This is a genomic window from Myxococcus llanfairpwllgwyngyllgogerychwyrndrobwllllantysiliogogogochensis (assembly GCF_006636215.1).
GTDB lineage: Bacteria > Myxococcota > Myxococcia > Myxococcales > Myxococcaceae > Myxococcus > Myxococcus llanfairpwllgwyngyllgogerychwyrndrobwllllantysiliogogogochensis.
In genome coordinates, this window is record NZ_VIFM01000303.1 from 1 (window position 1) to 12853 (window position 12853).

Annotated in this window: 10 protein-coding genes; 6 read left to right on the forward strand and 4 right to left on the reverse strand. The window is 69.6% G+C overall.

What is annotated here, in order from left to right; all coding sequences use genetic code 11:
• Positions 1-237 precede the first annotated feature (237 nt).
• Positions 238-438 (reverse strand): hypothetical protein, encoded by a 201-nt coding sequence (locus FJV41_RS42455; protein WP_246137768.1) that lies wholly within the window; start codon positions 436-438, stop codon positions 238-240.
• A 326-nt stretch (positions 439-764) separates the two neighbouring features.
• On the opposite strand from FJV41_RS42455, the gene FJV41_RS42460 reads away from it, so the two are divergent.
• The 5 genes from FJV41_RS42460 (at position 765) to FJV41_RS42480 (ending at position 7608) form a co-directional block, all read left to right on the forward strand.
• A complete protein-coding gene (locus FJV41_RS42460) occupies positions 765-2360 on the forward strand; it encodes an NAD(P)/FAD-dependent oxidoreductase (RefSeq protein ID WP_141648330.1) in 1596 nt (531 codons plus the stop codon).
• A gap of 33 nt (positions 2361-2393) precedes the next feature.
• Positions 2394-2762 carry a hypothetical protein gene (locus FJV41_RS42465; protein WP_141648331.1) on the forward strand — a complete coding sequence of 123 codons (369 nt, stop codon included), beginning with the start codon at positions 2394-2396 and terminating at the stop codon, positions 2760-2762.
• Between the two features lie 196 nt (positions 2763-2958).
• Positions 2959-4098 carry a class I SAM-dependent rRNA methyltransferase gene (locus FJV41_RS42470; protein ID WP_141648332.1) on the forward strand — a complete coding sequence of 380 codons (1140 nt, stop codon included), beginning with the start codon at positions 2959-2961 and terminating at the stop codon, positions 4096-4098.
• A 48-nt stretch (positions 4099-4146) separates the two neighbouring features.
• Entirely contained in the window at positions 4147-5649 is a 1503-nt protein-coding gene (locus FJV41_RS42475) for a 3'-5' exoribonuclease YhaM family protein (RefSeq protein ID WP_181791311.1), read from the forward strand.
• Positions 5650-5655: 6 nt separating this feature from the next.
• The gene (locus FJV41_RS42480) at positions 5656-7608 is read left to right on the forward strand and encodes an HD domain-containing phosphohydrolase (RefSeq protein ID WP_141648334.1); all 1953 of its coding nucleotides are present in this window, start codon (positions 5656-5658) and stop codon (positions 7606-7608) included.
• Here the strand turns inward: FJV41_RS42480 and FJV41_RS42485 are convergent.
• The 3 genes from FJV41_RS42485 to metG all read right to left on the reverse strand — a co-directional run bounded on the left by FJV41_RS42485 (position 7595) and on the right by metG (position 11927).
• A complete protein-coding gene (locus FJV41_RS42485; RefSeq protein ID WP_141648335.1) occupies positions 7595-8371 on the reverse strand; it encodes a TatD family hydrolase in 777 nt (258 codons plus the stop codon). The genes FJV41_RS42480 and FJV41_RS42485 overlap by 14 nt on opposite strands.
• A complete protein-coding gene (locus FJV41_RS42490) occupies positions 8368-9342 on the reverse strand; it encodes a HEAT repeat domain-containing protein (protein ID WP_141648336.1) in 975 nt (324 codons plus the stop codon). Before FJV41_RS42490 ends, FJV41_RS42485 begins: the two co-directional genes overlap by 4 nt.
• 452 nt (positions 9343-9794) lie before the next feature.
• Complete coding sequence (metG, locus tag FJV41_RS42495; RefSeq protein WP_141648337.1) at positions 9795-11927, reverse strand: methionine--tRNA ligase; 2133 nt, start codon at positions 11925-11927, stop codon at positions 9795-9797.
• Between the two features lie 115 nt (positions 11928-12042).
• On the opposite strand from metG, the gene FJV41_RS42500 reads away from it, so the two are divergent.
• Positions 12043-12849: an NRDE family protein gene (locus FJV41_RS42500; RefSeq protein WP_141648338.1), complete on the forward strand. Its 807-nt coding sequence runs from the start codon at positions 12043-12045 to the stop codon at positions 12847-12849.
• Positions 12850-12853 lie beyond the last annotated feature (4 nt).

Sequence of the window (12853 nt, forward strand, 5' to 3'; positions counted from 1 at the left end):
GCGCCGACGCTCGCTGTCGAGTCGCACCTCCCGAGTTGCAACAGGGCGAGCCGTCGTCCGAGCCATGGCGTTCCTCCTTCCCTCAGAGGGGTAACACCTGCGGCTCAAGCCATATTTGCCGGTGTAGAAAAAAACCGGCTGACGCCGGTCCACCTGCCACCTCGTGGGCGGGAGCCCCGAAAACCAGTCCGGAGCCCGCTCACCCGCCGAGGGTCTATTCGGTGAAGTCTCGCACCATCAGGCGCGCTGGCGCCACTCGGAGCCCTGCTCCTGGGCCGGCACCGCGACTTCCTTGTCGCCTTCCTTCAGGTCCGACGTCACCAGATCAAGCAGCTCCGTGGCGATGCCGATGACCTGGTGCGGGGTGTACCCGCTCGCGCGCAGCTGGTTGAAGAAGGTGCGCGCCAGGATCCGGGTGCCCTTTTGATCGGTGCTCACAGTGAATGCCTCCAAATGGGGCGGCGAAATGAGGGGGGCCGCCGTGTAATCACGCGAGCCCTGTTCTTCAACCCCCGTGCCAGTCGTTCTCTTCCGGAACGATTCCGTAATAATTCCAATGACTTGGATGAAAATATGGCCCGGCATGGCCCCGCCAGGGGTGCGAAGGAGCCTACGCACCCTGGGGAACCCCCGAGGGAAGTGGATGGCGGGGTGCATCACGGGATACGCACCCGGATGAGGGCTCGGGCCCCCCGTGGTTTCAAGTGCTTGCAATCTTTCACCGGGGTGAAGCAGATACGCGCCCCCACCAGGAGCGAACGGCAATGGCGTATCGGGTGAACAACATCGGGCTGTGGCTGGACGAGCCGGAGGAGCTGCTCGGTCAGCGGGCCGCGGAGAAGCTGGGCGTCACCCGCTCCGATCTGGCCTCCGTGCGGGTGGTGCGTTCAGTGCTGGACGCTCGCAAGAAGGGCAGCCCCCGCTACATCTACACCCTGGAAGTGGAGATGGCCCCCGGCCGCAAGCCGGCGCACATTCCGCCGGACGTGGGCGAAGCGCCTCCGCCGCCAGAAGTCCTTCCCCCGGTGAAGGCGCCCGAGCAGTGGCCCATCATCATCGGCACCGGCCCCGCCGGGCTGTTCTGCGCCCTGGGTCTCTTGGAGCGCGGCGTGCGCAGCATCCTGCTGGAGCGCGGCCGTGAAGTCGTCGCGCGCCGCAAGGACGTGGCGAAGCTGATGCGCGACGGCACGTTGGACCCCGAGAGCAACATGAACTTCGGGGAAGGCGGCGCGGGCGCGTACACGGACGGCAAGCTGTCCACGCGCATCAACCACCCCATGGTGCGCAAGGTCATCGAGGCCTTCGCCCGCTACGGCGCGCCGGACCACATCCTCATCGAGGGCAAGCCGCACATCGGCTCGGACCTCCTGCCCGGCGCGGTGGCGAAGCTGCGCGAGGAGCTCATCGCCGGCGGCTGCCAGGTGCACTTCGAGCAACGCGTGGACGACCTCCTCTACCGCGACGGGCACGTGGCCGGCGTGAAGCTGGCCGACGGGCGCACGCTGGAGAGCAATCGCGTCATCCTCGCGCCCGGCAACTCCGCGCGGGAATTGTACGAGCGCTTCGCCGCCGACGGCCGCGTCCTCGTGGAGGCCAAGCCCTTCGCGCTGGGCTTCCGCGCCGAGCATCCGCAGGCGCTCATCAACGGCATCCAGTACGGCAGCGCCGCGAAGAACCCGAAGCTGCCCCCCGCCGACTACAAGCTGGCGGAGAACCTGGACGTGGATGGCGAGGTGCGGGGCGTCTATTCGTTCTGCATGTGCCCGGGTGGAATCGTGGTGCCCACGCCCACCCAGGACGGGCTCCAGTGCACCAATGGCATGAGCAACTCGCGCCGCAACGCGCGCTACGCCAACGCCGGCATCGTCGTCTCCGTCTCCGTGGCGGACTTCGAGCGCGAGGGCTTCCGTGGCCCGCTGGCGGGCCTGGAGTTCCAACGGCACTGGGAAGAGAAGGCCTATGAGTTGGGTGGCGGACGCTTCTTCGCGCCGGCGCAGACGATTCCGGACTACCTGGCCGGCCGCGTGAAGAAGGACCCGGGGGGCACCAGCTACCGTCCGGGGCTGGCGCACGTGGACCTCAACCGCCTGTTCCCGGAGCGGCTCACCACCTCGCTCAAGCAGGCGCTGAAGACGTTCGACCGGAAGATGCGCGGCTTCATCAGCGAGGAGGGAAAGCTGATTGGAATCGAGAGCCGCACCTCGTCGCCGGTGCGAGTCACGCGGAACGAACTTCTTCAGTCGGTGTCCATGAAGGGACTGTATCCGGCGGGCGAGGGCTGCGGTTACGCGGGCGGCATCGTCTCGTCGGCCATTGATGGTCTGCGCATCGCGGAGCAGATTGCCACCGAGCTGGCGTGAGGCGAGGTCGTGCCTCACGGAAGGAGAGCTGCCATGCGTTACATCGTGCGCACTCCGGACGGAGAGCTGACCTATCCCAGCCTGGGTGACGTGGAGCGCGCCTACACCCAGGGACTGGTGGACCCGGACGACGAGGTGCGGGAGGAGAGCTCCAGCCTGTGGCGCAAGGCGGGCAGTCTGCCCGTGCTCGCCCAGGCACGCCGTCCGTCGTCGGGGCTGGCTGCTCGGGGACAGTGGCTGCCCGTGGCGGGCGCGGTGCTCGTGGGCGCGCTGGCCCTGGCGCTGGTGCTCCGCGACTCCTGGCACCTGCGAATCCTGGGCATCATCCTGGCGCTCGTCGTCAGCTCCATGCTCACCCGGGTGACATTCAAGGCGTTCAAGCGACCTCCACCCCAGCCGTGAGCATCAGAGGCCCGGTCCCCTCGGCCGAGGCGCTCCAAGCGGCATCCCCCCAGCTTCGCGGCTCGCCCCCTCCCCTGCCCTCCAGCGCGGGGGCCAGGCGTCCGCCGACATCGGCAAGCGCACGGCCCATGTTGTCCGCTGGAAGCAGTCCACGGGCGTCCGGTCCCGTGGCACCACGCGAGAGGGAGGACGCACCTTGCTCAGCACCTATCTGTCCCGGGATGCCGCCCGCCGCCTGAAACACGGCGCCCCCTGGCTGCGCCGGGAGGACATCGTCTCCATGGAGGGAACGCCCCAACCCGGGGAGCCCGTGCAGCTCCGGGACGAGGACGGCGCGATGCTGGGCCTGGGTGACGTGGACCTGGAGGCCTCGCGCGCCGTGCGCCGCCTGGGCATGCCGGACGAGGCCGTGGAGGGCCTGATTCCCCGCCACCTCCGCCACGCCTTCGAGCGCCGGGGCCGGCTGGTGGATGACCCGCGCTTCTGCCGGGTGGTCAACGATGACGGGGACGGCCTGCCCGGCCTCATCGTGGACCGGTACGACACGCACTTCGTCGTGCAGACCCTCACCCGCTCCATGGACGCGCGGCACCAGGAAATCACCCGCGCGCTGGTGGAGGTGACGGGCGCGAGCTCGGTGCTCCTGCGCAATGACTCCGGGCGCCGTCAGGTCCTGGGCCTGCCCACGCAGCGGCCCCACGTCCTCTACGGCACCCCGCCCCGCTGGTGCCGGCTCTTGGAGCTGGGCGCCCGGTTCACCGTGGACCTCACCTACGGCCAGGGCACGGGCTACGCGTATGACCAGCGCGAGCTGCGGCGCGTCGTCGGGCGCATGGCCTGGGACGGCCGCGTGCTGGATGCCAGCTGCAACGTGGGCGGCCTCTTCGTCCACGCGGGACTGCATGGCGCCCGACACATCCTCGCCTTCGACGCGGACGCGGACGCCGGAGACCTGGCCCGGGAGAACGCGGAGGCCAACGGGTTGTTCGGCCGGGTGATGGTGGAGAAGGGCACCGCCCTCCAGGCCCTGCGCGCGGTACGAGAGACCTTCGACCTGGTGTTGCTGGACACGCCCCGGGTGGGCTCCGAGGAGGAGTTCGTGGAGCAGATCCGGTACGCCCTGCGGCGCACCCGCCATGGGGGCCGCTTGCTCGTGGTCGGCTACCACCCACCACTGGCCCTGGGCGGCTTCGACGAGCTGGTGGCCACCGCCTGCGAGGCGGAAGCGCGCATCGCCACCCGGCTGTCCCGTCCTGGACTCCCCCCGGACCACCCCACACTGGTGGGCTCCCCTGGCGCGGAGTACCTCGACGCGGTGGCGCTCGAGGTCACCTGACGCGAGTCCCCCGCGCCGCCTTCCGGGGTGCTAGTGTCCGCGCCCGCGATGACCAACGAAAACGTCCCCGATACCGCGACCCCCACCCCGGCAGGTTCCGTCGAGACCGTCCGCAAGGTGTACGCGGTCGACCTGCGTGAGAAGGACCGCGTCAACACTGTCTTCCGCGTCACCAAGAAGGAGAAGGTGACGGCCCGAAGTGGCAAGGTGTTCCTGGCCATGACGCTCGTCGACAAGAGCGGCGAGGTCGACGCGCGCGTCTTCGACAAGGTGGACGCGCTCGAGCCCGCCTTCCAGTCGGGCGACTTCGTGCTCGTCCAGGGCAACGTCATCCAGTTCCACGGCCGCACCCAGATTGTCGTGGAGGCCGTGGAGCGTCTGGACCCCGAGCCCCTGGACCCCAAGGAGTTCGAGCCGCGCGCCGAGAAGGCGGACAAGGTCGAGAAGGTAGAGAAGACGGACAAGGGCGAGGGCCGTCACGAGGGTGGCGGTGGCGCTCGCGCCGTGGGCCTCATCCGCGAAATCGTCAACGAGCGGGTCAGCGATCCGCACGTGAAGCAGCTCCTGATTGCCTTCCTGGAGGATCCGCAGGTGGCCTCGGGGCTGCCGGTGGCGCCGGCGGCCAAGGGCATGCACCACGCGTGGCGCGGCGGTCTGGCCGAGCACCTGCTGTCGGTGATGCGGCTGACGCTGCGGGTGGCGGACCACTACCCCATGGCGGACCGCGACCTGCTGCTGGCGGGCGCGCTGCTGCACGACGTGATGAAGGTGGCGGAGATCTCGCCGGACAAGGGCTTCGACTACACGGACGAAGGCAAGCTCGTGGGTCACCTGGTGATGACGGCCCAGAAGATTCGCGAGAAGACGCTGGCCATCCCCGGCTTCCCGCCGCTGCTGGAGCAGCACCTCACGCACCTGGTCATCTCCCACCACGGCCAGCTCGAGTACGGCAGCCCCAAGGTGCCGATGACGCTGGAGGCGCACATCGTCCACGCGCTGGACTCGCTGGACTCGCGCATTGCCTCGTGGCTGGAGGCCATGCAGCGCGACCCCAACGACAAGTGGACGGACGTGCTGCGCCACTACGACCGTCAGCTCTGGAAGGGCCCCGCGCCCACCAGCCGGGGCCGCGCTCCGGTGGAGGGTGGCGGCGCTGGCGGAGGCCGTCGCAAGTCTCGCGAGGAGAAGCGCAAGGCCCGGGGCGAGAAGTCCCCGAGCCAGGGCACGCCGCCCGCCGAGGGCACCGCCCCCGTCGCGCGCGAGGAGTCTCCGCGTCCCCCTCGTGAGGATCGTCCGCCGCGCAAGGAGCGCCCGCCCCGCGAGGAGCGTGCCCGGGACGAGCAGCGTCCGCCTCGTGAGGACCGCCCGCCTCGTGAGGATCGTCCGCCTCGCGAGGAGCGTGCGCCCCGCCCTCCCCGTGAGGACCGTCCGGCTCGCGACCCGAGCGGCCTGCCCAAGGAGCTGACCTTCAAGCCCTTCAGCGCGCTCACGTCCCTGCCCCCCGCCTCCGAGTCCACATCCAAGAATGGAGAGGGCTCCTCGGAAAGCTGAGTCGTCATGGCGAAGAAGCTGGGTGAGCGCCTCATCGAGGCAGGACTCGTCAACGCCGGGGCCGTGGAGCAGGCCCTGGAGCACCAGAAGATCACCGGCCACAAGCTGGGGGACTGTCTGGTGGAGTTGGGGCTCCTCCAGGAAGCGGCGTTGCTGCGCTTCCTGGCCGCGGAGTTCCAGACGCGCTTCGTGAGCGCGGACAAGCTGGCCAAGGCGAAGATTCCCACCGAGGTGCTCGACAGGCTCCCGGTGCGTCTGGCCGAGGCGCAGAACGTGCTGCCGCTCGCGGTGGACCCGGACAGGAAGCTGTTGTCCGTGGTCGCCGCGGAGCCGCAGAACAAGGCGCTGATGGACGAGATTGCCCTCGTCACGGGCATGTCGGAGGTCTACGCGTACGTGGGCCTGCGCGGCGCCATCGCCGCGGCCATCCGCAAGCACTACTACGGCGACCCCACCGCGTTCGCCGCGCTGCTGGAGTCGGCGAGCGCGCACTCGAACCCGACCGAGTCGACGTCGCGCACGGGGGCCGCGGAGCACAACCGCACCTCCACCAGCAACCGCACCAGCCTGTCCTTCCGGATGGAGACGGACGCGCGCATGCGGCTGCAGCGCGCCAGCGGCACGCAGGTGGCGGGGCGCCCCTCGTCCACGCAGCGGCGTGAGCCGGGCGGACCTCGCGGGCTGGTCAGCGACATCGACTACGTGGAGACGCTGGGCATCCTCGTGGGGCTGCTGGAGCAGGACCGCCAGCGCCACCGGGGACACTCCGCGCAGCTCGCGCGCCAGGCGGGCATCGTCGGCCAGCGCATGGGCATGCCCCACAAGGAGCTGGCCGCGCTGTCCATCTCCGCGTACCTGCATGACCTGGGCAAACCCTCCGAGCGGCACTTCTCGCTCGCGAGCAATGCCGTCAACTCGGAGTGGAAGGCCCAGGCCCGCGCGGCCTGTCGCGCGCCCACCAAGCTGTTCGAGACGGTGCACCTGCCCACGCAGGTCAACACCATCCTCGCGCAGCTCTACGAAGCCTGGGACGGCTCAGGCACCCCGCAGGGCGCCAAGGGCGAGGAAATCACCCTGGGCGCGCGCATCCTCGCCGCGGTGGACAGCTTCCTGGAGCTGACGAAGAACCCCGGCAACGCGCTGGGCAAGGCGCTGACGAAGGAGCAGGCGCTGGAGCACCTGAAGACGAACTCGGGCGTGCTCTATGACCCCGTGGTGGCGGACATCGTCATCCAGCTCCAGAGCGGCGAACTCTTGCGCCACCGGCTGGAGAGCGAGGGCCGACAGGTGCTCGTCGTGGAGCCGGACGAGACGGCCCGGGGCGAGCTGCTGGAGGCGGTGCTCAAGCAGGGTCTGGTGGCCCACGCGCTGTCCACGCAGGAAGGCGCGCAGGACGGGCTGGCGCGGCAGGACTGCGACGTGCTGGTGGTGAGCCTGCGACTGGGGCAGCAAGAGGTGCTCGACCTGCTCCAGCAGGCGCGCTCCACGCCGGAGACGGCGGGCCTGCCCATCGCCGTGGTGGGCGAGCCGGACGCGTCCACGCGCGAGCGGCTGATGATGGGCGGCGCCACGGAGCTGCTGCCTCCCGGTGACAAGTCCCTGGTGGCCAAGGCGGTGCGCGCGATGCTCGAGGACCGGGTGCTGCACAACGGCCCGGGCCGCGTGGTGCGAGGCAGCTTCGACGAGCTGCCTCCTCGGGAGCTGCTGCGCACGCTGGGTGGCGGAAAGAAGAGCGGCAAGCTCCAGCTGCGTCAGCACACGCTGGAGGGCTCACTCCACCTGGAGGGAGGCCGCGTCGTCTTCGCCTCCTTCGGCGGCCACACCGGAGAGCCCGCGCTGCAGGCCCTGCTGAAGCTCAAGCAGGCCGACTTCCAGTACGACCCGGACGCGCTGCTGCTCGACGTGCCGCAGATGGACCAGGACCTCCAGGCCCTGGCCGGCGGCGTCACCTCAGGGTGAGGTTGAAGAGGGCGGCGGCGTTGGCGGTGGTGACCTCTGTCACCGTCTCCAGCGCCACGCCCTTCAGCTCCGCCAGCTTCCGCGCCGTCTCCACCACGTGCGAGGGCTCGTTCTTCCGCCCCCGGTGCGGCACGGGCGCGAGGAACGGGCTGTCCGTCTCCACCATCAGCCTGTCCAGCGGCGCGAAGCGCACGGCGTCCTGGAGCGCCTCCGTCTTCTTGTAGGTGATGACGCCGGACAGCGAGAGGAAGAAGCCCCGGTCCAGGTAGCGCCGCGCGGCGTCCGTGTCTCCGGTGAAGCAGTGGATGACGCCTCGGGAGACGCCCACCTCACCGAGAATCGCGTCGCAGTCCTCGTGCGCGTCACGCACGTGGACCACCAGCGGCTTTGCCAGCTTCACCGCGAGGGCGCACTGGTGCCGGAAGACGCGGGCCTGCACCTCACGGGGTGAGTGGTCGTAGTAGTAGTCGAGCCCGGCCTCGCCCACGGCGCGCACCTCCGGGCGGGCGCAGATGCGCTCCAACGTGGCCAGGTCGTCTTCCGTGGCCCGCGCGGCTTCGTGCGGATGGATGCCAAGCGTGGGCGACAGGAACTCAGGATGCGCGGCGGCCAGCTCCAGCGCATTGCCCCACTCGCCGGGGCCATGGAACTGCCCGACGACGATGGCGTGGACGATGCCCGCGGCGCGCGCTCGCTCCAGCACGGGAGCCACGTCCGCGAAGTCCTTCACTTCCAGGTGGCAGTGCGCATCCACCAGTCTCATGGCTCCTCCTGAAACAAGTCGTCCAGTTCCTGCCGGGCCTCGGGTGAGGTGAAGGTGCTCACCGAGGCGCGCACACGCTCGCGGCCCGCCTCGTCCCCCAGACGCCACACCCCATCGGCCGCATCCAACCGGTCCTCTTCGTCCGCGGTCACGTCCTGGAGCAGCGCGAGCAGCCAGGGCAGCGCCCGAGGGTCACCCAGCCGCCCCAGGCCTCGCGCGGCGGCGCCACGGCAGGAGTCCTTCACGTCGTCGAGGATGACCTTCAACCGCTCCAGCGCGCCGGGGGCCTTCACCTCGCCCAGCAGCTCCACGGCGAGGGCGCGGTCCTGACTCCACTTCTTGCGCGAGCGCTGGAGCAGGTGCGCCGAGCCCGCGGCGTCACCCAGCTTCGCGAGCACACCCGCGGCCTGGGTCCTGTCGAAGGCGGGAAGGAGCCAGCGTCCGAACAAGCGCTTCACGGCGGGCAAGGCGCGCGCGTCCTCCAGCTCGGCCAGGGCACCGAGGGCGCGAAAGCGCAGCAGGTCCGCGTCGAGCGCGTCGATGAGCACATCGAGTCCCGCCGGATGCTTGAGGGCGGCGATACCCCGGGCGGCCTCGAAGCGAACCTCGGGGACGGAGTCCTCCAGCATGCCCGCCAGTGCCCCGCGCAGCTCCGGCCGGTACAGGTCCGCCAGTCGACCGGTGGCCTCCAGGCGCACCAGCGACTCCGCGTCCCGCAGGTAGGAGATAAGCAGCGCGGGCAGCTCCTCGGGAGGAAGGGCCACCGTCGCCAGCGCGATACCCGAGCGCTTCACTTCCGGCTGGGCATCCGCCAGCAGCCGGGGCACCACTTCCGCGAAGTCCGCCGCGGGCGACGGAGCTTCCAACGCGAGGTGATGGAGCTGTTGCGCCGCCTCCGCTCGGAACGCCGGACGCTTCTCGCTCTCGAGGGTCAACAAGGCCCGGTCCCGCTCCGCACGCCAATCCGTCACGTCCAGTCACCTCGCTGCCCGACTGCCTCGCGGCCCCGAGCCCCATGAGTGGGGAATGGCCCCAACCTCACGCCCATCCGTCACGACTCGCCCTGGACAGCCACGGCCCCGGAGCGACGAGCGGCTGACAACCGCTCTACCAGCGCTTCACCTGCGACTCGCTCCGGAAAAGACACAGCCCCGGAGCCACGCGAAGCGGCATTCGACCGCCCCGCCAATCCACAACGTTTCGGCCCGGAAAGACAAAGCCCCGGAGCCACGCGAGGCGGCATTCGACCGCCCCGCTCATCAACAACGTATCGCCCGGCAGCCAAAGCCCAGGAGCCACGCGAAGCGGCACTCGCCCGCTCCGCGCATTCACGACGTGTCGGCCCGGGCTCGTGCGAGAGACACCCTCCACGCGCCCGCACCGGGCCGGCGAGCGGAGCAGGTTCGCTCCGCCCACCGCCACGTCACTTCACGTCGCTGCCCGGCGGGACGTTGCCCGGATCCAACAAGGACAGGTCCTTGCCGCCAGGGCCCGCGGTCAGGAGCATCCCCTTCGACTCGATGCCCTTCAGGCTGCGCGGCTTCAGGTTCGCGACCACCACCACGTTGCGCCCGACGAGCGTCTCGGGAGCAAACGCCTCCGCGATGCCGGAGACGATGGTGCGCGGACCGCTCGGTTCACCCACGTCGACGGTGAGCTTGAGCAGCTTGTCCGCCTTGGCGACCTTCTCCGCCGCCAGCACCTTGCCCGACTTGAGCACCACCTTGACGAAGTCCCCGTACTCAATCTCCCCCGAGCCAGCGGCCTCCGCGGCCCCTGCCCCCGAGGACGCCTGAGTGACAGGCGCGGGCTCGGCCGGCTTCTTCTCGGCCTTCTTCTCCTTGCCGCCGCCTTCGGCCTTCTTCGCCTCGGGCGCCGGCGTTGCGGCGGGCTCCCCCGGCGGCGTCACGATGATGGCGTTGACGCGGTCCTCTTCCAGTCGCGGCAACAGCGGCTCCGGAGTGCCGATGGGACGGCTGCGATCCAGCAACGGATACTTCGCCCCCTCCAGCGCCTGGAACGTGAGCGGCGTGGCGCCCAGTTGTGCGAACAGCTTCTCCGACAACCGAGGCGTCACCGGCGCCAGCAGCGCACCCAGCAGGTACACCACGTCGGCGGCGTCGGACAGGTCCGCGCGCGCGGCCTCCGCGTCCTTCTTCAGCAGTGCCCACGGCGCCGCCGTCTGCACGAAGGCATTCGCCGCGGAGGCGATGTCCGTGATGACGCGGATGGCGTTGCGGTACTCCAGCTTCTCGAAGGCCTCGCGAACCTCGGGAACGCGAGCGAGCACGGACTCCACCAGCGCCCGGCCCGGTCCCTCGGACCGACCTGGCGCGAGCGTCCCGCCCAGCGGCCCGGCCAACAGCGACAGCGCGCGGTTGGCAAGGTTGCCCACGTTGTTCACCAGCTCCCCGTTCACCCGCAGACGGAAGTCCTTGAGGTTGAGGTCCAGGTCCTCCACGCCCGCGCCCAGGTTGGCCGCGTAGAAGTAGCGCAGGTAGCTGGGGTCCAGCTGGTTGAGGTAGTCGCGCACCGGAACCATGGTGCCGCGGCTCTTCGACATCTTCTCCCCGTTCACCGTGAGGTGGCCGTGGACCTTGATCTCACTCGGGATGTGCAGGCCCGCCACGTCCAGCACCGCGGGCCAGAAGAGCGCGTGGAAGTAGACGATGTCCTTGCCGATGAAGTGGACGATGCGCGCGCCGCTGTCCTTGGCCCAGTAGTCCAGCGCGCTCTTCGCCTTGCCCGTCTCCTTCGCCCACTTCTCCGTCGTGGCGATGTAGCCGATGGGCGCGTCCAGCCAGACGTAGAAGTACTTGTCCGTCTCGCCCGGAATCGCGAAGCCGAAGTAGGGGCCGTCGCGGCTGATGTCCCAGTCCGCCAACCCCTTCTCGAAGAAGCCCTGGAGCTGCGCGGCGAGCCCGGGATGAATGAAGCCAGGCTTGCGCAGCAGCTCCTGCAGGAAGTCGGCGTGGCGAGACAGCTTGAAGAACAGGTGCTCGGACGTTTTGCGCACCGGCGGCGTCGAACACAGGGAACAGCGAGGGTCGATGAGGTCCGTGGGGCTGTACGCCTTGCCGCACTTCTCACAGGCGTCGCCGTACTGGTCCACGGCCTTGCAGTTGGGACAGGTGCCCTTGATGAAGCGGTCGGGCAGGAAGCGACGGTCCTTCTCGCAGTACGCCTGTTCGACGTCCTTGCGCTCGATGTCGCCCTTCTCCTTCAACCGCCCGTAGATGAGCTCCGCGTACTGGCGGTTCTCCGGCGAGTTGGTGGAGTGGAAGTAGTCGAACCGGACATCCAGGTCCTGGAAGTCCTTCTGATGCTCGTCCTGGAAACGGGCGATGAAGTCCTCGGGCTTGAGGCCCTGCTTCGCCGCGTTGAGTTCGATGGGTGTGCCGTGCGTGTCGTCAGCACAGAAGTAGACGACGTCCTTGCCGCTGGAGCGGAGGAAACGGACGTAGATATCGGTCTGGATGTACTCGACGGCATGGCCGATGTGGAGCGGGCCGTTCGCGTACGGAAGCGCACTGGTGACGAGGATTCTCTCCGCCATGGACTCTCCTGGGGGCGGCGGACATTAGCCGCTCGGTGGGCCGAGGTCATCGACGGCGTGGAGCCCGCGAGCACGAATGCACCGCGGGGCCGGGGATGTTATCGACCGGAAACGCATGTGCACCATCATCATCCTTCGCCAGGTCCATCCTGAGTGGCCGCTGGTGCTCGCGGCCAACCGGGACGAACTCCTCGCGCGTCCCGCGACAGGCCCACAAGTCCTGCTGGAGTCTCCCCGCGCCGTGGGGGGGCGGGACGTGGAGCGCGGCGGGACGTGGATGGGCGTTACTAACGAGGGCCTCTTCGTGGGCCTGACGAACCAGCGCGGCGGGCAGGCGAGGGGCCCGGCCCCCCGTTCGAGGGGCGAAGTCGTCCTCCAGGCCCTCGGTGCGGGCACGGTCGAGGGCATCGAGCGCTACCTGGACACGCTCTCCGGCGAGGACTTCCTCCCCTTCAACCTCCTCTATGGCGACGCCCGGACACTCCGGGTGGCCTATGCCCGGCCCGGACAGTCCCGACTCCGACGCGAGGATGTCCCGCCGGGCATCCATGTCCTGCCCAACGACGTGCTCGACTCGACGGAGCTGCCCAAGGTCCAGCGGGCCAGGAAGCTCGCCGAGGGGCTGGTGCACGAGCCCTGGTCCCGGTTCGAGGGAGGCCTGAAGGCCCTGCTGGCGGACGACCTGCTGCCTCCCCTGGAGGCTCTGCCCGCGCAGCTCTCCGGCGAGTCGTTTCCCCAGGACTTCCGCCAGCAGCTCCAGGCGCTGTGCATCCACACGCCGGCCTATGGCACGCGCTCCTCGGCCATCGTCGCCCTCGCTCCCGGACGCGTCGGGCACTACCTGACGACAGAGGCGCGCCCCTGCGAGGGGCCCTGGCAGGACGTCACGGCGATGCTTGATGCGCCCCGCCCCCCAGCGTGAGCCC